General features: G+C 74.1%; 17 protein-coding genes. 6 read left to right on the forward strand and 11 right to left on the reverse strand.

Annotated elements, in window-relative coordinates; genetic code table 11:
- Positions 1–4 precede the first annotated feature (4 nt).
- Positions 5–1,138 (forward strand): glycosyltransferase family 4 protein, encoded by a 1,134-nt coding sequence (locus tag AC3ET3_RS18000; RefSeq protein ID WP_432137584.1) that lies wholly within the window; start codon positions 5–7, stop codon positions 1,136–1,138.
- Positions 1,135–2,295 carry a glycosyltransferase gene (locus AC3ET3_RS18005; RefSeq protein WP_435612463.1) on the forward strand — a complete coding sequence of 387 codons (1,161 nt, stop codon included), beginning with the start codon at positions 1,135–1,137 and terminating at the stop codon, positions 2,293–2,295. The genes AC3ET3_RS18000 and AC3ET3_RS18005 overlap by 4 nt, the downstream gene beginning before the upstream one ends.
- A gap of 91 nt (positions 2,296–2,386) precedes the next feature.
- Here the strand turns inward: AC3ET3_RS18005 and AC3ET3_RS18010 are convergent, their stop codons facing one another.
- The 4 genes from AC3ET3_RS18010 to AC3ET3_RS18025 all read right to left on the reverse strand — a co-directional run bounded on the left by AC3ET3_RS18010 (position 2,387) and on the right by AC3ET3_RS18025 (position 6,124).
- The gene (locus AC3ET3_RS18010; RefSeq protein WP_432137586.1) at positions 2,387–3,256 is read right to left on the reverse strand and encodes a 5-oxoprolinase subunit C family protein; all 870 of its coding nucleotides are present in this window, start codon (positions 3,254–3,256) and stop codon (positions 2,387–2,389) included.
- Entirely contained in the window at positions 3,253–3,885 is a 633-nt protein-coding gene (locus AC3ET3_RS18015; protein ID WP_432137587.1) for a 5-oxoprolinase subunit B family protein, read from the reverse strand. Before AC3ET3_RS18015 ends, AC3ET3_RS18010 begins: the two co-directional genes overlap by 4 nt.
- Positions 3,882–4,640 carry a LamB/YcsF family protein gene (locus AC3ET3_RS18020; protein ID WP_432137588.1) on the reverse strand — a complete coding sequence of 253 codons (759 nt, stop codon included), beginning with the start codon at positions 4,638–4,640 and terminating at the stop codon, positions 3,882–3,884. The genes AC3ET3_RS18015 and AC3ET3_RS18020 overlap by 4 nt, the downstream gene beginning before the upstream one ends.
- Positions 4,641–4,819: 179 nt before the next feature.
- Positions 4,820–6,124, reverse strand: a complete 1,305-nt coding sequence (locus AC3ET3_RS18025; protein WP_432137589.1) for an MFS transporter — start codon at positions 6,122–6,124, stop codon at positions 4,820–4,822.
- Between the two features lie 176 nt (positions 6,125–6,300).
- Between AC3ET3_RS18025 and AC3ET3_RS18030 the strand changes: the two genes are divergently transcribed.
- The 4 genes from AC3ET3_RS18030 (at position 6,301) to AC3ET3_RS18045 (ending at position 14,371) form a co-directional block, all read left to right on the forward strand.
- Entirely contained in the window at positions 6,301–6,999 is a 699-nt protein-coding gene (locus AC3ET3_RS18030; protein WP_432137590.1) for a GntR family transcriptional regulator, read from the forward strand.
- 117 nt (positions 7,000–7,116) lie between these two features.
- Positions 7,117–8,643 (forward strand): hypothetical protein, encoded by a 1,527-nt coding sequence (locus AC3ET3_RS18035; RefSeq protein ID WP_432137591.1) that lies wholly within the window; start codon positions 7,117–7,119, stop codon positions 8,641–8,643.
- Positions 8,644–8,674: 31 nt separating this feature from the next.
- Positions 8,675–9,553, forward strand: a complete 879-nt coding sequence (locus tag AC3ET3_RS18040) for a hypothetical protein (protein WP_432157161.1) — start codon at positions 8,675–8,677, stop codon at positions 9,551–9,553.
- Positions 9,554–9,637: 84 nt separating this feature from the next.
- Positions 9,638–14,371, forward strand: a complete 4,734-nt coding sequence (locus AC3ET3_RS18045; RefSeq protein ID WP_435612464.1) for a hypothetical protein — start codon at positions 9,638–9,640, stop codon at positions 14,369–14,371.
- Positions 14,372–14,394: 23 nt separating this feature from the next.
- Here the strand turns inward: AC3ET3_RS18045 and AC3ET3_RS18050 are convergent, their stop codons facing one another.
- The 7 genes from AC3ET3_RS18050 to AC3ET3_RS18080 form a co-directional block, all read right to left on the reverse strand.
- Positions 14,395–15,861, reverse strand: coding sequence for an aldehyde dehydrogenase family protein (locus tag AC3ET3_RS18050; RefSeq protein WP_432137594.1), 1,467 nt, complete (start codon positions 15,859–15,861; stop codon positions 14,395–14,397).
- Between the two features lie 49 nt (positions 15,862–15,910).
- On the reverse strand, positions 15,911–16,882 hold the full coding sequence (locus AC3ET3_RS18055; RefSeq protein ID WP_432137595.1) for an ABC transporter substrate-binding protein: 972 nt from the start codon (positions 16,880–16,882) through the stop codon (positions 15,911–15,913).
- A 54-nt stretch (positions 16,883–16,936) separates the two neighbouring features.
- Positions 16,937–18,973 (reverse strand): ABC transporter permease subunit, encoded by a 2,037-nt coding sequence (locus AC3ET3_RS18060; protein WP_432137596.1) that lies wholly within the window; start codon positions 18,971–18,973, stop codon positions 16,937–16,939.
- A 2-nt stretch (positions 18,974–18,975) separates the two neighbouring features.
- Positions 18,976–20,073, reverse strand: coding sequence for a quaternary amine ABC transporter ATP-binding protein (locus tag AC3ET3_RS18065; protein WP_432137597.1), 1,098 nt, complete (start codon positions 20,071–20,073; stop codon positions 18,976–18,978).
- Positions 20,073–21,614: a GMC family oxidoreductase gene (locus AC3ET3_RS18070; RefSeq protein ID WP_432137598.1), complete on the reverse strand. Its 1,542-nt coding sequence runs from the start codon at positions 21,612–21,614 to the stop codon at positions 20,073–20,075. Before AC3ET3_RS18070 ends, AC3ET3_RS18065 begins: the two co-directional genes overlap by 1 nt.
- Before the next feature lie 393 nt (positions 21,615–22,007).
- Entirely contained in the window at positions 22,008–22,751 is a 744-nt protein-coding gene (locus AC3ET3_RS18075; RefSeq protein WP_432137617.1) for an IclR family transcriptional regulator, read from the reverse strand.
- A gap of 275 nt (positions 22,752–23,026) precedes the next feature.
- Complete coding sequence (locus tag AC3ET3_RS18080; protein WP_432157159.1) at positions 23,027–23,641, reverse strand: hypothetical protein; 615 nt, start codon at positions 23,639–23,641, stop codon at positions 23,027–23,029.
- Positions 23,642–23,905: the final 264 nt, after the last annotated feature.

A 23,905-nucleotide genomic window follows, 5' to 3' on the forward strand; every position in this document is an offset into this window, starting at 1 on the left:
CCCTATGCGTGTCGTCATCGTGACCGAATCCTTTCCCCCCGATGTGAACGGCGTGGCCCACTGCGCGTTCCAGACCGCCCGGCACCTCGCAGAACGCGGTCACTCCCCGCTGGTCGTCGCACCGGCCACGGGCGCCGCAACCGGGCCCGGCACCGAGACCGAGCCGCCGTGCCCCGTCGTCCGCGTCCCCTCCCTCCCGCTCCCCGGCTATCCCCAGGTCCGGGTCGCCCTGCCCAGCCGGCGCGTCGCCGCGGCCATCGCCGAGCACCGGGCCGACCTCGTCCACCTGGCCGGCCCCTTCGTCCTCGGCGTGCGCGGCATGGCGGCCGCCACCCGGCTCGGCCTCCCCGCCGTCGCCGTCTACCAGACCGACCTCGCCGGCTACGCCCGCACCTACATGGGCGCCGGCGAGGCCGCCGCCTGGCGGCGCATCCGGTCCGTGCACACCGCCGCCGACCTCACCCTCGCGCCCTCCAGTGCCGCCCTGCACGACCTCCGGGCGCACGGCGTGCCCCGCGTGAGGCTGTGGCCCCGCGGAGTGGACACCGCCCGCTTCCACCCCGACCGCCGCGATACGGACCTGCGCCGCACCCTCGCCCCCAACGGTGAGGTCGTCGTCGGATACATCGGCCGGCTAGCCCCCGAGAAGCAGGTGGAGCTGCTGTCCGGCGCCTGCGCGCTCGGCGGCGTGAAGGTCGTCGTCGTGGGCGACGGTCCGAGCCGGCCGCAGCTGTCCGGCGCGCTGCCCGGCGCCGCCTTCCTGGGCCGTCGCACCGGCGACGACCTCGCCCGGATCTTCGCCTCCCTGGACGTCTTCGTGCACACGGGGCCCTTCGAGACGTTCTGCCAGACCGTGCAGGAGGCCATGGCCAGCGGGGTGCCCGTCGTCGCCCCCGCCGCCGGCGGCCCCCTGGACCTGGTCGACCACGGTCGCACCGGGCTCCTGGTCCCGCCGCGCGACCCGGCCGCCGTCCGTGACGCGGTGCGGGCCCTGGCCGCCGACCCCGCCCGCCGCACCGCCTACGGCAGCGCCGCCCGCGCCGCGGTCGAGGGCCGCACCTGGGCCGCCGTCGGCGACCGCCTCATCGGCCACTACGCCGACGTCCTCGCCGCCCGCACCCCGGCGGTGGCCGCATGAGGACCCACGGGCTGCGGATCGTGCGCCTGGCCAACTTCGTCGCCCCGGCCTCCGGCGGCCTGCGCACCGCCCTGCGCGAACTCGGCCGGGGCTACCGGGCCGCCGGCCACGACCCGGTACTGATCGTCCCCGGCGACCGGCACACCGACCGCGACATGGGACAGGGCCGCGTCATCACCCTGCCCGGGCCGCTGCTGCCCGGCACCGGCGGCTACCGGGTCCTGATGGACCGGCACCGCGTCGCCCGCCTGTTGACCGAACTGGCGCCCGACCGGCTGGAGGTCTCCGACCGCACGACCCTGCGCTGGACCGGGAGATGGGCGCGGCGCGCCCGGGTTCCCGCCGTGATGGTCTCCCACGAGACCGCCGACGGCGTGCTGCGCACCTGGGGCGTGCCGGAGACCGCGGCCCGGCGCGCCGCCGACGCGCTCAACGCCCGTACCGCCCACGCGTACGCGCGCGTGGTCTGCACCACCGAGTTCGCCGCCCGCGAGTTCGTGCGCATCGGTGCCCGCAACCTGGTGCGCGCGCCGCTCGGCGTCGACCTGGCCGAGCGGCACCCCGCCCTGCGCGATCCCGGCCTGCGTGCCCGGTACGCCCGTCCGGAACAGGTTCTGCTGCTGACCTGCACCCGGCTGTCGGTGGAGAAGCGCCCCGGCACCGCGCTGGACACCCTGGAGGTGCTGCGGGTCCGGGGCGTCCCGGCGGTGCTGGTCGTCGCCGGGGACGGACCGCTGCGCCCGCGCCTGGAGCAGCGCGCCCGCGAGCGGGGGCTGCCGGTCGCCTTCCTGGGACACGTCCGCGACCGGGCCGCGCTGGGCGCGCTGCAGGCGACCGCCGACGTGTGCCTGGCGCCCGGGCCCGCCGAGACCTTCGGACTCGCCGCGCTGGAGGCGATGGCCTGCGGCACGCCCGTCGTGGTGAGCGCCTCCTCCGCGCTGCCCGAGGTGATCGGGTCGGCGGGGGCCACCGCGGCCGACCGCGGAGCGTCCTTCGCGGACGGGGTTGCGGCACTCCTGGCCCAGCCGGAGGCCGCCCGGCGTGCGGCCGCACGCGCGCGTGCGGAGCGGTTCGGGTGGACGGCGGCCGTCGAGGCGTTCCTGACGGCGCACGACGCGGCCGCCTTCCCGAGCCCTGCGCCCACCGGGGTGAGCTGACGCGGCGGTCGGCGGCCACCGCGAGGTCGTGGCCCGTCGCGAAGGTCCCCGCCCCCGCGCGGCGTGGGCGTGCCGCGCGGTTCCCGGCCGTTCACCGGCGGCCCCTGGCTGTGAAGCGGAGCGGGGTGCCCGGTGCCGCCTGGGCCGCCGCCGCCAGGTCGGCGGAGTGGACCACCGCGACCACCGGGTAGCCGCCCGTGGTCGGGTGGTCGGCCAGGAAGACGACCGGATGGCCGTCCGGGGGCACCTGGACGGCGCCGAGCACCGTGCCCTCGCTGGCGAGTTCGCCGGTCCGGGCCCGCGTCAGGGCCGGACCCTCGGTCCGCAGGCCGATGCGGTTGCTCGTCGGGGAGACGCGGTAGGCGCGCGTGAGGAAGGTGCGGACGGACTCGGGGGTGAACCAGTCGTCGCGCGGACCCGGTGTGACGCGCAGGACGAGTTCTGTGGGGGGTGCCGGCTGCGGGGCGACGTCCACGCGCGCGTGGGGTGCGCGGGCGTCCCCCACCGGCAGGACCGCGCCGACTGCGAGAGGCGCGGGGCCCAGTCCCGACAGCAGGTCCGTGGAGCGGCTGCCGAGGACCGGCTCGACGGCGACGCCGCCGCCGACGGCCACATAGGTCCGGACCCCGGCGACGGCACGGCCGATGTCCAGCACCGCCCCGGCAGGCACCCGCAGGGGCGCGCCCCACGCGGCGGGCCGGCCGTCCACCGTGACCGGGCAGGGCGCGCCGCCCACCGCCACGCTCACGGTGGAGCGGGGCCGCAGGGCGCACCCGTCCAGGGTGGTCTCCAGGACGGCCGCGTCCGGGGAGTTCCCGACCAGCCGGTTGACGAGCGCGGCGGCCGGCGCGTCCAGCGCCCCGGAGCGCGGCACACCCAGATGCGCGTGACCGAACCGGCCCCGGTCCTGAACGGTGGTCAGAGAACCCGCGCGGACGACGGCGAGCGCACGGTCGTTCATGCGGAGCCCTTCGCGGAGTCGGGCACGAACCGCACACGGGTGCCCGGCGCCAGCAGCGCGGCGGGCACGCGCGCGTGGTCCCACAGCACCGCGTCCGTGGTGCCGATGAGCAGCCAGCCGCCCGGGGAGGAACGGGGGTACACCCCGGTGTACGGCCCGGCGAGGGCCACCGACCCCGCGGGCACACAGGTGCGCGGGGTGGCCCGGCGCGGCACGTCGTAGCGCTGCGGCAGGCCGGTCAGGTAGCCGAAGCCGGGCGCGAAGCCGCAGAAGGCCACGCGGAACTCGGCCCCCGCGTGCAGCCGGGCCACCTCGTGCTCGCCGACACCCCAGTGCGCGGCGACCTCGGCCAGGTCCGGGCCGTCGTAACGCACCGGGATCTCCATGACATCCGGAGCGGGGGCCGCGGTGGGCGGCACCTCGGCGGTGGTCAGCTCGTCCGCGACCGCGGCCGGGTCCGGCACGCCGTCCAGCAGCACCGTACGGGCCCCCGGGACGATCTCACGGGCCGTCAACAGGCCGGCCGCCCGGCGGCGCAGCAGCTCGGCGTGCAGGGCCTGGGCCTCCGGACCGGAGGCCACCTCGACGAGCAGCGCGTCGTCACCGACCGGCAGGACCCGGCGGCTCATGCGAACGCCTCCACTCGCACACCGGACTCCGCCAGCCGCCGCCGCACCCGCCGGGCCAGGTCCACGGCGCCGGGGGTGTCGCCGTGCAGGCACAGGGAACGTGCGCGCACCTCGACGGGCGCCCCCGTGTGCGAGACGACCGTACGGTCGCGGGCCAGGCGCACCGACCGCTCCACCACCGTGTCCGGGTCCTCCACCACGGCGCCGTCCCTGCCGCGGGGCACCAGAGTGCCCTCGGCGGTGTAGGCCCGGTCCGCGAAGGCCTCCGGGACGGCGGGCAGCCCCGCCTTTTCGGCCAGGTCCAGCAGCCGGGAGCCGGGCAGCCCGAGCACCGGCAGGCTCGCGTCGGCGAGCAGCACCCCGTGGACGACGGCGCCGGCCTGCTCCTCGTCGTGCACCACGCGGTTGTAGAGGGCGCCGTGCGGCTTGACGTAGGCCACGCGCGCGCCCGCCGCCCGGGCGAACACCTCCAGGGCGCCGATCTGGTACGCCACCTCGGCGGTCAGTTCGGCGGGAGGCACGTCCATGGCGCGCCGCCCGAACCCCGCGAGGTCCCGGTAGGAGACCTGAGCGCCGATCGTCACTCCCCGACCGGCCGCCAGCTCGCACACCCGCCGCATGGTGGCCGCGTCCCCGGCGTGGAAGCCGCAGGCCACGTTGGCGCTGGTGACGACGGACAGCAACTCCTCGTCGTCGGTCAGCCGCCAGCGGCCGAAGCCCTCGCCGAGGTCGGCGTTCAGATCGATCGCGGTCATGGACCCTTCCGGTGTCTCGTATCGGTTCTCTTGTCGGTTCGGTCCTGGGGTGGCAGGTCGCGGCCCCGGCCGTGGCGCCCGTCAGACCGTCCCCGAAGCGGGCCGGGGCGGTTCCCGGCCCACGCGCGCGTGGGCGGCTCGGCGAGGAGGAGAGAGGACGGGGAGGTCGTCGGTACGGTTCACACCAGCTCCTTGCCCCGCGTCTCGGGCAGCCCGAGCAGCGCCAGGGCGGCGACGCCGTAGCCGATCGCGCCGAAGACCAGGGCGCCGCCCACGCCCCAGCTGTCGGCCACGAAGCCGACCGTGGTGGGGAAGACGGCCCCGACGGCGCGCCCGGTGTTGTACGTGAAGCCCTGGCCGGTGCCGCGCACGGCCGTCGGGTACAGCTCGCTCAGGAAGGACCCGAAGCCGCTGAAGATCGCCGACATGCAGAAGCCGAGCGGGAAGCCGAGCACGAGCAGCGCCGTGTCCGCGCCGCTGGGGATGTTCCCGTAGGCCACGACGCACAGCGCCGAGGCGACGGCGAAGAGCCAGATGTTGCGGCGGCGCCCGAGACGGTCGGTGAGGTGGCCGCCGGTCAGATAGCCGAGGAAGGCGCCCGAGATGAGGAAGGCGAGATAGCCCCCGGTGCCCACCACCGAGAGCTGGCGCTCGTTCTTCAGATACGTCGGGATCCAGGTCGCCAGCGTGTAGTAGCCGCCCTGCACACCCGTGGAGAGCAGACCGGCGAAGACGGTGGTGCGCAGCAGCGGTCCTCGGAAGATCGCGGTGAACGACCCCCCGCCCTCGTTGCGGTCGTTGCGCTCCCGCGCCGCGACCGCCTGTGGGGCGTCCTGCACCCGGCGCCGGACCCACACCACCAGCAGCGCGGGCAGCGCGCCGGTCCAGAACATCACACGCCAGGCCATGTCGTCGCCGAACAACGAGAAGACAGCCGTGTACGCGACGACCGCGAGCCCCCAGCCGACGGCCCAGGCACTCTGCACCGCGCCCAGCGTGCGCCCCCGGTGCCGGGCGCTCGAGTACTCGGCGACCAGGATCGCCCCCACCGCCCACTCGCCGCCGAACCCCAGGCCCTGCAAGGCCCGGAAGACCAGCAGCGTCTCGTAGTCGGGCGCGAAGCCGCAGGCGACGGTGAAGACCGCGTAGGTGACCACGGTGATCATCAGTGCCCGGACCCGGCCGATCCGGTCCGCCAGCATGCCCGCGAGGGCGCCGCCGACCGCCGAGACGACCAGGGTGACCGTGGTGAACAGGCCGGTCCGACCGCTGTCCAGCCCGAAGTACGCAGCCAGCGCGACCATGCTCAGCGGCAGCGTGAAGTAGTCGTAGGAGTCCAGTGCGTAGCCGCCGAACGCGCCGCCGAAGGCGCGTCGGCCACGCGGTCCGAGGGCGCGCAGCCAGGCGAACGGGCCGTCGTCGAGCGTCGGGCGGGAAGCTGCCGGGGCCGGTGACAGGAGTCGGCGTGGAGGGGTCGTGCTCATGGAGGCACCTCGCTGAGGGGTGACGGAGGGTGCGATGACTGAGCCGTGCCGTGCGAAAGCCGCGGCACCGCGCTGGGGTTCCGGGGCGGTGCCGTGCCGAGAAAGGTAGAGGATCGTTGAACGATCCTTCAATACCCCCGTTGTCTCGCCCCGTTGTCTGCGCTTGAATTCCGGGCATGGCAGAGCAGCTGGCGGGACTGGCCGACGACCGCGCCCTCCTGGGCCGCACCAGCACGGCCGAACGGGTCGCGGACATCCTCAGGAGCCGCGTCGCCGAGGGCTTCTTCCCGCCCGGCACCCGGCTCTCGGAGGACAGCATCGGGGGAGCGCTCGGCGTCTCCCGCAACACCCTGCGCGAGGCGTTCCGGCTGCTCACCCACGAGCGGCTGCTCGTCCACGAGCTGAACCGCGGGGTGTTCGTGCGGGTGCTGACCATCGACGACGTCGAGGACCTCTACCGCACCCGCGCACTGGTCGAGTGCGCCGTCGTACGGGGGCTCGGGAACCCGCCCTACGAGCTCGCCGCGCTCGCCGCGGCCGTCGCCGAAGGGCGGCGCGCGGTCGCCGAAGGTGACTGGAAATCGCTGGGTACCGCCAACATCCACTTCCACCGCGAACTCGTCGCCCTCGCCGGCAGCGAACGCACCGACGAGCTCATGCGCAGCGTCTTCGCCGAGCTGCGGCTCGCGTTCCACATCGTGGACGACCCCCGTCGGCTGCACGAGCCCTACCTCACCCGCAACCAGCAGATCCTCGGGGCCCTCCAGGCCGGTGACCGCGCCGAAGCGGAGAAGCTGCTGGCCGGGTACCTGGCCGACTCGCTGGACCGCGTGGTCGAGGTGTACCGGCGCAGGGTCGCCGACGGTGCCCCGTAGAGAACGGGCCGCACGGCCACCCACCGGGCGGTGCGCACGGACCGCGCGGGCACCGCCGACGCCTTCCCACCGCACCGTTTTGGGTTGATGTCAGACCGAGGACCTAGTCTGTGCACCGTGACTTCGCCTGCACCGACGGACCGTGTTCCGCCCCAGCTCAGCGCGGGGCCGCGCCCCGCTGTGGGCCCGGCCGCCGACGAGGGCCTGGCGCGGCGGCTGCGCGCGCTCGCGTGCACCGCGCCGATCCACGACCTCGACGCGCGCAAGGCCAATCTCGCCGGTGAGTACTCGGTGTACGGCATGGCGGAGATCGCCCTGGCGGCGATCGACCTCGTCACCCTCAACATGGACTTCGACACCGGCGCCGACCACGACCAGATCGTCGCCCGGCTGATCCCCCGCATCGCCGCCCAGGCCCCGCGGCGCTCCGCCGCCGAGCACGAGCGCGTGGCGCGCTGGGTCCTGGAGAACCTGATCAACGTCGGCAGCGTCGACCGCGGCTTCCGCGCCGTGTACGGCACCTTCGCGCCGGACGGCAGCTATGTGCGCCGCGACTACGACTTCAAGCTGATCGAGGAGGTCCCCGGCTACGGCGGCGCCGTCTACCTCCGCACCACCGACGAGGCCGTCAACGTGCTGGTCGGCGCCCTCGACACCGATGTCACCAGCGCCCAGATCGCCGCCGAGGTCAAGCTGGAGGTGCTCATCCGGCGCGGGCGCCTCGCCGACGCGCAGCTCGCCGCCGAGCAGGCGCGCTACCGGACCGTGCAGTACTCCGAGACCCTGCGCCGCGCCCTGGAGGCCACCCGGCGCAACGTCCGCGCGGTCGACTGGCTCAACACCGTCCCCGACATGATCGCCGAGGCGCTCGACCACGTCGCCGACCGCTACCGCCACGAGAACGCGATCCTCACCAACATCCGCAAGGCCCGCGACGAGTCCGAGGACCCCGAGCACAAGCGGCGCGCCGCCGAGCTCGTCGACATCGTCAAGGACTGCATCCGCCGCCACACCCAGCTGCAGTCCCGCCTGCTGGAGGCCGGCCCGCTCTTCCGCGCCGAGCAGGACCGGCAGGCGTTCGCCACCCCGATGACCTCCGCGGGGCTGGACCTCTACGGGCACCTCGTCGCCCCCGTGCTGCCGCTGACTCTCGAACGGGCCGTCCGGGTCACCGACGCCTTCTTCGCGCGCGGGACCGGGCTGCGCACGCCGGTGTCCGTGCGGGTCGGCGACCTCGTCGACCTACTGCTGACCCCGCCGCAGGAGCGCGAGCACCTGGGCGCCGAGATGCCCGAGCCGGACCTCATCGCCACCCCCGCCGACAGCCGGTTCAGCGACGGGCAACTGGCCGCCGCCATGGAACTGCTCGACCTGCCCGCCGACGCACCGCGCCGGCTCTCCGGGCTCCTCGCCGAGGCCCGCGACCGCGATGCGGACCTGCCCTACCTGGTCGCGCTGCTCGCCGTCCACGCCGCCAGCCCCCCGGTCGGCACGGCCTACCGGCAGGGCGAGGAGAAGCTGCTGTTCGCCGTGGACGACGGGACGGAGCTGGACGACCCCGAGTTCGGCGGCGCCGACCTGATCGTCGGCACCGCCCTGCTGGACGCCGCGGGGATGGCGGCGGACCGGACCGAGGCAGCATGACCGAGCGACACCGAGGCAAGGAGCCGACACCGTGACCGAGCACGTCGAATGGAGTGAGCCGGAGGCCGCCGCCACGCCGGTGAGCAGCGCCGTCACCCCGGCCGACGCCGCGGACGCGGCCAGGCTCGTCGCCTTCGGGCTGCAGCCCAGACTGCAGCCCGCGCGCGACCAGGAGTACTCCGACCTGCTGCGCCGCTACCGTGAGGACCCGCCGTTCGCCCGGCTCGCCGACGCGGTGGCCGCCGGGCTCGGACTCGTCGTGCTGGAGGTCTCCCCGCGCGCGGGCATGGCCGTCACCGCCGCCGAGGACTCGGTCTTCGCCGTCCGCATGGGTGACTACGCGCGTCGTACCTCCGCCGACGGCGGCGACCGGTTCCTGCACGGGCTCGCCCATCTCGCCGTGGCCGCCCTGGCGTTCCCCCGCCCCGAGGACCTCGCCGACGACGGCTACATCGGCCGGGTCAGCGTCAACGGCGTGGACGCCTTCGTCCGCCAGGCCTGCCGCCGCCTGGAGGAGCGCGCCGAGGAACAGGGCGAGAACACCGACCCGGCGACCGGCGCGCCCGGCCTGGAGACCGCCTGGCGCGTCTGGGCCAGACGCAGCGCCACCGGCGCCACCAAGGACGCCCGCCGCCTCGCCGGCTCCACCACCGGCATCGTCGGCAAGGCCGTCGCCTTCCTCACCGACTCCGGCTTCCTCCAGCGCACCGGCGACGACAACGGCGGCACCTACCGCACCACCGCCCGCTACCAGCTCCAGGTCCGCGACATGGCGGGCGGCGCCGCCATGGCCGAGCTGCTGGAGCTGGGCGTCGTCCCGGTCACGGACGGCACACCGACCCTGCTGCCCGCCGAGGACACCGACGACCTGGAGCTGGCGGCCGACGCCGGGCTGCCGTTCCACTCCTGACCGCCGGGTCCGGCCACCGGGTCCGCTCCGTCCGCCGCCGCTCCCGAACCACCGCACCCTTCCGAAGACTTACGAGAGTCCGCCATGTACGAGCTGTCCCGGGTCCGCCTCTACTCCATCGGACCCGCCGGTGCACGCTACGCCGACACCGTGCTTGACCTGCGCGGCGTCGGCGCCGTCGTGCGCGACCCCGCCCCCACCCAGGCGGAGTTCTTCGAGGACGAGCCGGTCGGCCCGCCGCGCCGGCCCGCCCCCGCCGGCGTGCTCTTCCTGGAGAACGGCGGCGGCAAGTCGGTCCTGCTGAAGCTGATCTTCTCCGTCATGCTGCCCGGCCACCGCAACACCCTCGGCGGCGCCAGCTCCGGTGTGCTGCGCAAGTTCCTGCTCGCCGACGACTGCGGGCACGTCGCCCTGGAGTGGCAGCACGTGCAGACCGGCGAGTGCGTCGTCGTCGGCAAGGTCAGCGAGTGGCGCGGCCGTCAGGTGTCCAACGACCCGCGGAAGTTCGCCGAGGCCTGGTACTCCTTCCGCCCCGGCCCCGGTCTCACCCTGGACAACCTGCCCGTCGCCGAGTCCACTGCCGTCCGGCCGCCCGTCGAGGGAGCCTCCGGGGCCCAGGGCCGCCGCCGCACCATGAAGGGCTTCCGGGACGCCCTCACCGACGCCGGCAAGGCGTACCCGCACCTGGAGGTGCACTGGGAGGAGACCCACGAGCGCTGGACCGAGCACCTCGGCGAACTCGGCCTCGACCCCGAACTCTTCCGCTACCAGCGGGAGATGAACGCCGACGAGGGCGAGGCGGCCGGCCTCTTCGCGGTCAAGAAGGACTCCGACTTCACCGACCTGCTGCTCCGCGCGGTCACCGACACCCGTGACACCGACGGCCTCGCCGACCTCGTCAGCGGCTTCGGCAACAAGCTCGGGCGGCGCGCCGAACTCATCGCCGAACGGGACTTCACCGCCGGATCGGTGGACCTGCTGGGGCGGATCGTCGAGGCCGCCGACGCCCGCGCACGCGCGCGTGACGTCCACGCCGGGGCCGAGCGCCGCACCCGCACCCTGGCCCGCCGCCTCTCCGCACGCGCCGTGCGGGAACGGGCCCGTGCCGGCGACCTCGCCCAGCGCGTCACCGCCGCCGCGTACGCCGTCACCCACTCCGAGGGCGGCCGCGAGCGCAGCGCCCTGATCGCCGCCGAACTCGCCTTCCGGCACGCCTCGCTGGCGCTCGCCGCCGCCGAGAAGGCGGCCGCCGCGCAGAAGCGCGAACTCGCCGACGCGCGCACCCTGCACGCCGCCTGGCAGGCCGCCGAGGCCGTGCTGCGCCACCGCGCCGCCGCCGACCGGGTCGCACGCGTGGCCGCCGCGATCCAGGAGGCCGAACGGGACGCGGCCCCGGCCCTCGCGGCCCGCGCCAAGGCCGCCACCGACCTGGTGCGCGTCCTGCAGTCGGCCGCCGAGAGCGCCGAACACCTCGCCAACGAGGAGGAGGAGCGCTCCGCCGCCCTGCAGGAGGCCGGCGAGACCGCCCACCGGGACGCCACCGCCGCCGCCACCGAGGCGCAGCGGGCCCGCAGCGAGATCGGGCATCTGCGCCAGCGGCTCGCCGAGGTCGAGCAGGAGACCGCGGAGGCGGTCCGCGCGGGCTGGCTCGACGACAGCGCCCCCGACGCCGACCCCGCCCGGGCCGCCCTCGCCGCCAGCGACGCCGAGAAGACCGCGGTCGCCGCCTGGGACACCGCACGCGAGGCGTCCCGCCGGGCCGGCGAGCACGCCCGCGAGGCGGCCTCCGCCGAGTCCCGCGCCGAACTGACCGCCGCCCGCGCCGCCGACGCGGCCACCGCCGCCCGCCGGGCCCACGAGGGCGAACGCCGCACCGCCGAGGCGCTCGCGGCCGAGGAGCGCCTGGCGGAACTCCTCAGCCTCCCGGGCACCTCGGACGCGGAGCGGTCGAGTGTGCCCGCACCCCGGCCGGCGTCCGAAGCACAGGCCACCGACGGACAGGCACCCGTCGGAGCGGCCACCGACAGCCGGAGCGGCGATGCCGGCCCGAGCGGCGCCCGTGGGCGGACCGGGGGCCCGGTCCCCACCGCCCCCGTCGGCGCCCTCACCCCCGAGGACCTGGACCGCTGCGCCGCTGAACTGCGCGAACTCCTCGACGAGGCCGTCTCCGGCGCCGAACGCCAGCTGTTCGAGCTGCGCACCGCCGCCGCCGACGACGCCCGCATCCTCGGCGCCCTCGGCGACGGCGGCCTGCTGCCGCCGGGCCCCGACGTCCTGGCCACCGTCGAGTTCCTCGGCGAGCACGGCATCCCCGCCCTGCCCGGCTGGCGCTACCTCGCCCAGGCCGTCGACCCCGCCGACCACGCCCGGGTGCTCGCCGCCCGGCCGGAACTGGTCGACGGCGTGATCATCACCGACCCGGACTCGCACGCACGCGCGCGTGCCGCGCTCGGTGACGCCGCCCTCCTGCCGCGCTCGGCCGTCGCGGTCGGCACGGCCGCCGCCCTGCTCGCCCCCACCCCGGCGCCGCTGTCCGACGACGGCGACGCCGAGGTGTTCCTCGTCCCGCCGAACCCCGCCATGCACGACGAGCACGCCGCCGACGAGGAGCGGCAGGCGCTGCGCGCCAGGGCCACGGCACGCGACGAGGAGATCCGCCGGCTCGCCGCGCGCCTCGGCAAGGACCGCGAGCTGGCCGCCCGGCTCGCCTCCTGGCGCACCGGCTGCCCCACCGGCCGGCTGGCCGAGCTGGCCCAGGCCGCCGAGGAGGCCGGGGCCTTCGCCGAGGAGGCCGAGGCCGAACTGGCCGAGGCACGGACCGTGCGCGCGGAGGCCGAGGAGGCCGCCGCCGAGGCCGCCCAGGTCCGCGACGAGCGCCAGGAGGCCGCGCAGAAGGCCCGGCGTGCCGCCGACGCCCTCGCGGGACTCGCCTTCCGGTTGCGCGAACGCGCCGGCTGGCAGGCCCGGCTCCGGGAACTCGCCGACGAGGCAGCAGAGTCGGAGGCCCGCGCCCAGGCGTACCTGGAGCGGGCCCGCTCCGCCGACGAGGACCGCCGCGCCGCCCAGCGTGCCGCCGACGACGCCCGCCGCACCGCGCGTGCGCTGCGCGCCGAGCGCACCGAGATCGCCGGCGCCCCCGACGACGTACCGGTGAGCGATGACGCGCCGGAGGCGTCCCTGCCCGCGCTGCGCGAGGCCTACCGCGCTGCCTCCCAGGTGTACGAGAAGGTCGGCGTCGGCGCCGACCTGCGCGCCGAGCAGGCCCGCGCGGAGAGCGACGAGAGCGCGGCCCGTGCCGAACTGGACCGGCTCAGCAACAAGGTCCGCACGCGCGCCGAGCAGCTGCTCCAGTCGCCCGACGGATCGGACGGACCGTCCCGGCAGGCCGCCGCCGCGCGCGCGGAGGAGCTGGTGCAGCTCCTGGAGACCCGGATGTCCACCGCGAGCGAGCAGCTCGGACGGCTGCGCGGCGAAGCCGAACGGCACGCGCCCGAGGACGGCGAGGCGCACACCGAGCTGCCCGAGGAGCTGCAGCCGCGCGACGCCGAGCACGCCCAGGCGCTGCTGCGCACCGCCACCGCCGAACTGTCCTCCCGCACCGAAGCGTTGGCCCAGGCCCGGGAGGCGCATGCCGAGCTGCTGGACGCCCACCGGGCCGCCGAGGACGCGGCCGGCGGCTTCGACGAGGTCGCGGCGATGCTCCGCGACCTGCTGCGCGAGCACACGCCCGAGGACGGCCAGGAGGAGCCGGAGCCCTACCCGGGCACTCTGGAGGAGGCCCGCAGGGCCGCCGCCGAGACCCGCCGCTCGCTGCGCGGCTGCGCCGCCGACCTGTCCGCCGCCGAAGCCGCCGTACGGGAGGCGAGTGACGTTCTCGTCCGGCACGCCAACTCCACGCGCTACGAGCAGGTCCGCACACCCGCGCGCCAGCAGATCCGCGAGCTGCCCGCCTCCGCGCTGCCCGAGCACGCCCAGAAGTGGGCCGACGCCTTCGCACCGCGCCTGCGGGTCCTCACCGACGAGCTGGCGCAGCTGGAGCGCAACCGCGACTCGATCGTCGACCGGCTGCGCGGACTGGTGGAGTCGGCGCTGGCCACCCTGCGTTCCGCACAGCGGCTGTCCCGGCTGCCCGAGGGACTGGGGGAGTGGTCCGGGCAGGAGTTCCTGCGCATCCGCTTCGAGGAGCCCGACCAGGCCACCCTCACCGAACGGCTCGGCGAGGTCATCGACGAGGCGACCCGCGCGGCCGTGAAGAAGAACTCCGACCTGCGCCGCGACGGCATGTCCCTGCTGCTGCGCGGGGTCGCGGCCGCGCTGCAGCCCAAGGGCGTCGCCGTGGAGATCCTCAAGCCGGACGCGGTGCTGCGCGCCGAGCGGGTGCCCGTGGGCCAGATGGGCGATGTGTTCTCCGGCGGCCAGCTGCTCACCGCGGCCATCGCCCTGTACTGCACGATGGCCGCGCTGCGCTCCAACGACCGGGGCCGCGACAAGCACCGCCACGCCGGCACGCTGTTCCTCGACAACCCGATCGGCAGGGCCAACGCCACGTACCTGCTGGAACTGCAGCGGGCCGTGTCCGACGCGCTGGGCGTCCAGCTGCTGTACACCACCGGCCTGTTCGACACCACCGCCCTGGCGGAGTTCCCGCTGGTCATCCGGTTGCGCAACGACGCCGACCTCAGGGCGGGCCTGAAGTACATCAGCGTGGAGGAACACCTCCGGCCGGGGCTGCCGCAGCAGGCCCCGGCCGGAGAAGCCGTGCACAGCGAGATCACGGCGACGCGGATGTACAAGAGACCCGCGCCGCGGGAGGCGTGAGCCCGCCGCGCCTCAGCGACGCGTCAGTCGAACCAGCCCTGCGGGGCGGGGCTGGTGTTGCGCCAGATGTGCTTGGTCTCGCGGTACTCCGCGAGACCGGCCGGTCCCAGCTCCCGCCCGGTGCCGGACTGCTTGACGCCGCCCCACTCCGCCTGCGGGACGTACGGGTGGTAGTCGTTGATCCACACCGTGCCGAGCCGCAGCCGGGCCGCGACGCGGTGCGCCTTCGCCTCGTCACCGGTGAACACCGCGCCCGCCAGACCGTAGATGGTGTCGTTGGCGAGCCGTACGGCCTCGTCCTCGCCGGTGAACCGCTCCACCGTCAGCACCGGTCCGAAGGACTCCTCCTGGACGACCGACATGCCGCTGGAGCACTCGTCCAGGACGGTCGGCAGGTAGTAGAAGCCCTGCTCGTAGGCGTCACCGCTCGGGCGGGCGCCGCCGCACCGCAGCACCGCGCCCTCCGCGACACCCCGGGCGACGTACGCCTCGACCTTGTCGCGGTGCGCGGCGGAGATCAGCGGCCCGGTCTGCGCCCGCTCGTCGAACGGCCCGCCGAGACGGATCTGTTCGGCGCGGCGCACCACCTCGTCGACGAACCGGTCGTGCAGCGAATCCTCGACCAGCAGCCGCGCACCGGCCGAGCAGACCTGACCGGAGTGCAGGAACACCGCGGTCAGCGCCATGTCGACGGCGGTGTCGAAGTCGGCGTCGGCGAACACCACGTTGGGGTTCTTGCCGCCGAGTTCCAGCGCGACCTTCTTCACCGTCCCGGCCGCGGCGGCCATCAGGTGACGGCCGGTCTGCAGCCCGCCGGTGAAGGACACCAGGTCGACGTCCGGATGGTCGCCGAGCGGTGCGCCCACCTCCGGGCCCGCGCCCAGCACGAGGTTGGCCACGCCCGCAGGCAGCCCGGCCTCCTCCAGCAGCCGCATCAGATGCAGCGCGGTGTGCGGGGTCAGCTCGCTCGGCTTCAGTACGAACGTGTTGCCCGCGCCCAGCGCGGGCGCCACCTTCCAGGCCGTCTGCAGCAGCGGGTAGTTCCACGGCGTGATCAGCCCGCAGACCCCGACCGGCTCGTGCACCACCCGGCTGTCCGCGTTCGCCACCCCGGTGTCGATCACCCGGCCGGCCTCGGTGGCCACCAGCCGCCCGAAGTAGCGGAAGCAGGCGATGACGTCGTGGACGTCGTACTCGCTCTCCACCAGGCGCTTGCCGGTGTCCAGGGACTCGGCTCGGGCCAGCGCCGCCCGGTCCCGGGCCATCAGGTCGGCGACCCGCAGCAGCAGGTCGCCGCGCTCGGCGGCGGAGGCGTGCGGCCAGGGGCCGTGGTCGAAGGCGTGCCGGGCGGCGGCGATCGCCTCGACGGTGTCCTTGCCGCCGGCCTCGTCGACGACGGCGACCAGGCTGCCGTCGGCCGGACAGCGGATCTCCCGGGTCCGCCCGTCGCGCGGGGCGGTCCAGGAGCCGCCGATGAACAGGTCCGGCATGTGCCGTTCCTTCCTGTGGTGCGTGAGTGGTGCTGCTGGGGCCGGCGGCTCAGGCCAGCCAGGACTTGACGACGTCGGGGTTGGCCTCGACCCACTTCTTGGCCGCCGCGTCCGCGGACATCTTGTCCTGCGCGATCATCTTGGCGACCTCGTTCTGCTGGTCGGCCGTCCACTTGAACTTCTTGAGGAACTCGGCGGCCTTCCCGCCGTCCTTGGCGAAGTCCGCGTTGAGGTACTTCTGCAGCGGGGTCTGCGGGTAGGCGCAGGCGACCTTCTTCGGGTCGGCGTCGCAACCCTCCTTGTACGCGGGCAGCTTGACCTCGACCAGGTCCACCTCGGCGTTCAGCCACTGCGGGGTCCACCAGTAGGTGAGGAACGGCTTCTTGGCCTGGTAGTCCTGCTTGATCTGGGTGATCTGCGCGGCCTCGGAACCGGCGTAGACCGTCTTCAGGTCCAGGCCCAGGTTCTTGATGATGGCGTCGTCGTTGGTGACGTAGTCCGGCGAGCCCTCCAGGAGTTGGCCCTTGCCGCCGCTCTCCGACGTCTTGAGCTGGGAGGCGTACTTGTTGAGGTTCTTGTAGTCCGTCACGTCCGGGTGGGCGTCCGCCCAGTACTTGGGGACGAACCAGCCGATGTGCCCGGTGACGCCGAGGTCGCCCGCGGAGACCACGGACTTCTGCTTCTCGACGTACTGCTTCTCCTGCTCGGGGTGGCCCCAGTCCTCCAGGATGGCGTCGATGGTGCCCTTGCCCAGCGCGTCCCAGGCGATGACCTCGCCCATCTGCTTGGTCTTGACGGTGTAGCCGAGCTCCGACTCCAGGACGTACTTGGCGACGGCCGTGTTGGCCTCGGCGCCCACCCAGGACGGGACGGTGAGGGTGAGGGTGTCGGTGCTGCCGGCGCTGGTGGACTTGCCGGTGTCGGCGGCCCCGCAGCCGGCCACGGCGGTCAGCGTCAGACCGGCGACGACGGCGAGCGAGGTGCGCAGGACACGGCGGTTTCTGATGGAGGTGGGACGCATGGGGTATTTCCTAACTTTCCGAGTAAAACAAGGGGACGAACGGGGGACGGGGGTTCAGCGGTCGGTGGTGTCCCGGGACGCGGCCGGCTGCGTGACGCGGTCCAGGACCAGGCCGAGGCAGACGATCGCGGCACCCGCGACCAGGCCGACACCCAGGTCGCCGCGGGACAGGCCGTACACCACGTCGTAGCCGAGCGCGCCGCCGCCGACGAGTCCGCCGACGATGACGACGGCGAGGACCAGCACCACGCCCTGGTTGACGGCCAGCAGCAGCGCGGGCCGGGCCAGCGGCAGCTGCACCTGGCGCAGCTGCTGCGCGCCGGTCGCGCCGAGCGAGCGGGCCGCCTCCAGCGCGGCCTGGTCGGTCTGCTTCACGCCCTGCGTGGTGATGCGGACCACGGCGGGCAGGGCGTAGGCGACGGCCGCGGTGATGGCGGCCGCGCGGCCCACCCCGAACAGGGCGACGACCGGGATGAGGTAGACGAACTGCGGCATGGTCTGCAGGACGTCGAGGACGGGCCGCAGCGCCCGCTCCAGCCAGCCGGCCCGGGCCGCCAGCACACCGATGGTGACACCCAGCAGCAGCGTCAGCGCAAGGGCGGCCAGTACCTGCGACAGCGTGTCCAGGGTCTCGGGCCACACGCCCAGCACCCCGGTGACGGCGAGTGCGGCCGTCGCGCCCAGCGCGGCCCGCCAGGTGCCGACCAGCAGGGCGAAGGCGGCGACGAGCAGCAGCAGCGACCACCAGGGAGCACCCTGCAACGCGCCGCGCAAGGGGTTGAGGATCCAGGAGGTGAGGTTCGACGCCCACACCTTGGTGCCGCCCAGCACGGGCACACCGGAGTGCAGGTTGTGGACCGTCCACTCCTGGAATGAGTTGACGGAGCCGGTGATGTCCAGCGTCCAGCCCTCGGGCCAGCGCGCCGCACCCGTGGCCTTGCCCGCGGCGAACGCGACGACCGTGCCCACGGCGGCCAGCGCCCAGGCCGGCCCGCCGCGCAGCAGCCGCGGTCCGGCCGTGACCGGCGCGCCGATCCGCTCGCCCGCGGCCTCCGTCGTGCGGTCCAGCCACACGGCGATCAGCACGATCGGGATGCCCGCGGCGAGCGCCGCGCCCACGTCGACCGTCGCCAGCGCCGAGTACACCTCGTCGCCGAGACCGCCGGCGCCGATCACCGAGGCGATGACGACCATGGACAGCGCCATCATGATGGTCTGGTTCAGGCCGAGCAGCAGCTCCTTGCGCGCCAGCGGCAGCCGGGCCTTCAGCAACTGCTGCCGGGAGTCGGCGCCCAGGGAGAGCGACGCCTCCAGTACGTACGGGTCCGCGCCGCGCAGTCCGAGCGAGGTGAGCCGGGCCATCGGCGGGGCCGCGTAGATGACGGTGGCCAGCAGCGCGGCGGGCGATCCGGTGCCGAAGACCAGCACGAACGGCAGCAGGTAGGCGAACGCCGGCAGCACCTGCATGGTGTCCAGCACGGGCCGCAGCGCCCGGTCCACCCGGGGGAACAGGCCCGCCGCCAGGCCCAGCAGGAAGCCGACCACCGCGGAGACGGCGACCGCGACGATCATCAGGGCCAGCGTCATCATCGCCGGATCCCACATGCCGAGCAGCCCGCAGCCGGCGAAGGCGCCGAGCGCGATGGCGGCCACCTTCACCCCGGCCCGGCCGGCGCCCGCGGCGCACCACGCCAGCAGTACGGCCGCCGCGGTGACACCGGGCCAGCCGAGGGCGTCCAGCGCGGAGTACACGCCGTCGACGGCCTCGACGGTGGTGTTGCTGATGTGCAGCAGGAAGTACAGGAAGACCGGGCTGGTGTCCCGGTTGTCGACGATCCACTGGCTGAGGTCGTCCAGCGGTCCGGACACGTCGATGCCGAAGGCGCCCGGCCACGAGCCGCTGCCCCACAGCACGGCCGCGAACGGCACCAGGACGACGGCGACGACCGCCAGGCCCAGCAGCCGCCGCCCGACCGGGGGCAGCACCGCGAGCCGGCGCCGCAGCAGCGATCGGGTGGCGACGCTCCGGGCGCCGTCGGACGAGGCCTCGCCGCGTGCGGAGGCCTGCTTCTCCGGTACGAGGGTGCTCATCGTCATCTCACCCCCGCCGGCTCGGGATCCAGTCCTGCGACGACGGACAGCAGGTTGGCGTGGTCGACGACACCGAGACAGCGGTCGTCCTCCACCACACACGCGGCGCTGCCGCTGCGGGCCACGGTCTCGATCGCCGACGCTACGACCGTGTCGGGAGCGAGCGCGCCGGGGTGTTCGTTGCCGCCGCAGTCTCCCGGACGCATCGCGGTGCGCACCGTGATGACCTGCTCGCGGGGCACGTCGCGCACGAAGTCGCGCACATAGTCGTCGGCGGGGGAGGCGACGATCTCCTCCGGCGTGCCGCACTGGACGATCTCACCGTCGCGCATCAGGGCGATGCGGTCACCGAGCCGCAGCGCCTCCTGCAGGTCGTGCGTGATGAAGACCATCGTGCGGCCCTCCTCGCGGTGCAGCCGGATCACCTCCTCCTGCATGTCGCGCCGGATCAGCGGGTCGAGCGCGCTGAACGGCTCGTCGAACAGCAGGACTTCGGGGTCCACGGCGAGCGCACGGGCCAGTCCGACGCGCTGCTGCTGACCGCCGGAGAGCTGGGCGGGACGCCGGTGTTCCATCCCCTCCAGACCGACCTTGGCGACGACCTTCATGGCCAGCGCGCGCCGCTCCAGCTTGCCCAGGCCCTGGATCTCCAGGCCGTACGCCACGTTGTCGAGAACCGTGCGGTGCGGCAGCAGGCCGAAGTGCTGGAAGACCATGGCGGCCCGGTGCCGGCGCAGTTCACGCAGCCGGTTCCTGTCCATCGCCAGCACGTCCTCGCCGTCGATCTCCAGTGCGCCGGAGGTCGGCTCGATCAGCCGGGTCAGACAGCGCACCAGGGTCGACTTGCCGGAGCCGGACAGGCCCATGACGACGAAGACCTCGCCCTTGCGTACGTCGAAGGAGACGTCGCGCACGGCGACGGTGCAGCCGGTGCGGCGGCGCAGCTCGTCGGGGGGCAGGTCGGCCAGCTCGCTGCCGGGCACACGCTCGGCCTTGGGGCCGAAGACCTTCCAGAGGTTGCGTACGGAGAAGACGGGCGGCGCCTCGGCGGTCGCGGGCGCCTGCCGCGGGGCGGTTTCCTTGGACAGTGGACTGGACATCAGGCATCGACTCCCGGGTGCGTCGGCCGAGTGAGCAGGTCGGCGCACTTCTCGCCGACCATGAGGACGCCGATCATCGGATTGACGGCGGGGATGGTGGGGAACACGGAGGCGTCCGCGACCCGGACGCCGCGCAGGCCTCGCACACGCAGCTCGGGGTCGACGACGGCCAGCGGATCGTCGGCGGCGCCGATCCGGCAGGTGCCCGCCGGGTGGTACACGGTGTGCGCCACCTTGCGGGCGTACTCGCTCAGCTCCTCGTCGCTCGTCACGTCGGGACCGGGGCACACCTCGCGCTTGAGCCAGCCGGCCAGCGGCTGCGTCTTCGCGATCTCGCGGGCGATGCGGATGCCGTCGACGAGGGTGCGGCCGTCGTAGTCGTCCTCGTCAGTGAAGTAGCGGAAGTCGAGCGCCGGCTTCGCGGACGGGTCGGCGCTGGTCAGGTAGAGCCGGCCCCGGCTGCGGGGCTTGGGGATGTTCGGCGTCATCGACACCCCGTGCGCGGGCTTCTGGTAGCCGAGCCGCTCGGGGTTGTCGGTGAACGGGATCTGGTAGAAGTGGAACATCAGGTCGGGGCCCTCGGAGGCGGGGTCCCGGCGCACGAACAGGCCGGCGTCGGAGTCCATCGCGGAGTTCTCCGGGATCGGGCCGTGCGTCTCCCACACGATGACCGACTCGGGGTGGTCGAGCAGGTTCTCGCCCACACCGGGCAGATCCTGTACGACGGGTATGCCGAGTTCGGCCAGGTCCTCCTTGGGGCCGATGCCCGAGAGCAGCAGCAACCGCGGGGTGTCCACGGCACCCGCGCAGACGATCACCTCGCGCGCGGCCATGACGGTGCGCTCGCTGCCGTCCGCCGTGCGCACCCGCACGCCGCTCACCCGGTCGCCGTCCGTCTCCAGGCGGAACGCCCAGGTCTCCAGCATCAGGTGGAGGTTGGGGCGGTCCAGGAACGGGTGCAGGTACGCCACCGACGCCGAGGACCGCTTGTTGTTCTCGGGGTGGTAGGCCAGGTCGAAGAAGCCGACGCCCTCGTGGAACGGCTGCTTGTTGAAGCCCTCGACGCGCGGCACACCGGTCGCCTCACGGGCCGCCTCGACGAAGTCGCGGGCGATGGCGTTCCGGTCCTTCTCGTCCACCGCGACGATGTTGTTCAGCAGCCGGTCGTAGTACGGCTCCATCGTGGCGGCGTCCCAGCCGTCGGCGCCGGCCTCGACCCACTCCGCCCAGTCGGACGGCAGCGGCTTGAAGCTGATCAGCGTGTTGTGGGACGAGCAGCCGCCGAGGACGCGGGCGCGGCTGTGCCGGATGTGGGAGTTGCCGCGCGGCTGCTCGGTCGTCGGGTAGTCGTAATCGAGGTCGCCGCCGAGCAGGCCCAGCCAGCGGCGCAGCGTCAGCACGTCGGGGCGGTCCACGTCGGAGGGTCCGCCTTCGATGACCGCGACGCTGACCTGCTCGTCCTCGGTGAGCCGTGACGCGATCACCGATCCGGCGGTACCGCCGCCGATGACGACGTAGTCGTAAGTGTCCTGCTCGGGCATGGGGTTGCTGCTCCTTGTCGTGCGGGCCGGAGTTCTTTTCCGGCTCCCCATGTCCAGTCAGGTTGTTGACCGGACAAGGGACGGGGCACCTGCCCCGGTCTTGTGCGGTCATTCGGGTTTCAGTACTGAATGTGGCGCGCATCACGCCAAACATCGCGGATATAGCCTGAAGTGTCCGATTAGTCGGGCATGTGCGTGCTGACTTTCGGCCCGTCTCCGACGCTTCCTGCGCGATCGGTTGCGTAATAAGCAACAGCATCCTGGGGGCTCCGTCAACCGGCGGGGCCCGTGGACGGGCGTGACCGCCCCGTCCGGCGCGGCTGCGGAAGGAGCGGGCAAGCCGCGGGAGGCGGGGGACCCGCTCAGCGACCCGCCGGGCCTCTGGCGGACCCCTCAGAACCCGAAACCCATCCGCTGCGACAACTCGGCGGCCGCCGCCACCGTCCGCTCGGCCAGCTCCGGCAGCCGGTCCGCGCTGAGCCGGTAGACCGGGCCCGAGACGCTGAGCGCGGCGATCACCTTGCCGTCGTGCGCGCGGACCGGTGCGGCGACCGCCGCCAGCCCCAGCTCCAGCTCCTCCACGGTGGCGCCGTACCCCTGCTCGACCACCGCCTCCAACTCGGCGCGCAGCATGGACGCGGCGGTGACGGTGCGGTCGGTGAACCGGGGCAGCGGGCGCGCCAGCAGGCCCTCGCGCAGGGTGGGTGTCATGTGTGCGAGCAGCACCTTGCCGCTGGACGTCGCATGCAGCGGGGTGCGTCGGCCGAGCCAGTTCTGAGCGGTGACCGACGCCGTGCCGCGGGCCTGCATGATGTTCACCGCCGCGTCGTCGTCCACCACCGCGATGTTGACCGTCTCACCCAGTTCGTCGGCGAGTTCGCGGCAGACCGGGACGCCCTCCTGGGAGATCTCCAGCCGCACCGCCGCCGCCCCCGCCAGGCGCAGCACCCCGGCCCCCAGGTAGTACTTCCCGCGGTCCTTGGCCTGCGCGACCAGGCCGCGGTTCTCCAGGACGCCCAGCAGCCGGAACGCGGTCGACTTGTGCACGTCCAGCTCGTCGGCTATCTCGGTGACCCCGGCCTCGCCGTGCCGCGCGAGGATCTCCAGCACGCTGACCGCCCGGTCGACGGACTGCACGGAACCGGCCGCGCTCCGGCCGTTCTGCCTCTGCTGGAAGTCGTCCACGGTCACCCCGCCCTGGTTCTGTTGCGCACAGCGCTCACTGATGCGCTCTGCGAAACGCCAGGTTATCGAAGCGGGCGGGGTCTCGGCGGAGTGGGTTCGGGGTGCGGGGGGTCACCCCGAGGGGCGGGATCGGAGGGTCGCGGCGCCCACCCGGGCGGCCACCGCGTGCCGTCGACCCGGCAGGAACTGTCCGATACCGCCTGGCGCTCCCTCGTGCGCCCCGAGGGCTACGGGTGCGACAGCTGCCCTGCGCCACCCCGCCCGCGTATCCGCCCCTGGGCGCGCGCCGCGGCCCGCTCCTGGCGTCGGACCCGGCGCCGCTCCCGCCGCAGGGCGCGAGCTGTGCTGCTCGGGGTCGAGACCACCCCGTTGCGCTGCTTCCACACCTGACGCGTGACCCAGACGTCGAGGACGGCCCAGGTCGCCGCCACCGTGCTCGCCACGCTGCTGATCACCATGGGGAAGGCCGGCCAGGATCCGGCCAGCGTGCACAGAAGGGCCACCATCGCCTGCACCAGTGTCACGGCGACGAGGAGTACCGAGCGGACGGCGGCGTTGCGGACCGGGTCCGGCATCCGCCGGTGGCGCGCGGGCTCCTCGACCCACAGCGGCCGCCCGGGGCCCCGTTCCCGGCCGTCGCGGGACGTCCGGGAGGAGGGCTCGTCGCCCTGTTCCTCTACTCGCACCGTGCCGTCCCCCGTCTCGATCGCCGCCTCGCGGGAAGTCGCAGCCCCGCGGTCACCTGCCGGAAGGCAGCGATCGCGGGCCGCGGGGTCCCGAGGTGCCGCCTCTTCCACCATCGTGCCGCTCTCGAGCGCCTCACGCCGCTCAGCCGTGCCCATCACCGTGTCACTCCCCACCGCCGGCAGACCGCCCGCTCCGACTACATGTCCGGCTTCTCGGTGGCTGCCCGGCTTGCACTGTTTTACGCCGCCCGGATACGGCACGGGGCTCATGTGGCTGATTCCGCCCCCAATTCCCTATGAGTAGGACGAACGAGACGCCCGGAAGATTCCCGACGGCCGACGAATTCCGGCCAATCCGCCGACCGAAGCCCCGGCGACGGGGCGCCCCCGCCACGGGCAGCCGGAAGACAATCTCCCCCA

This window comes from Streptomyces sp. bgisy159, from assembly GCF_057707805.1.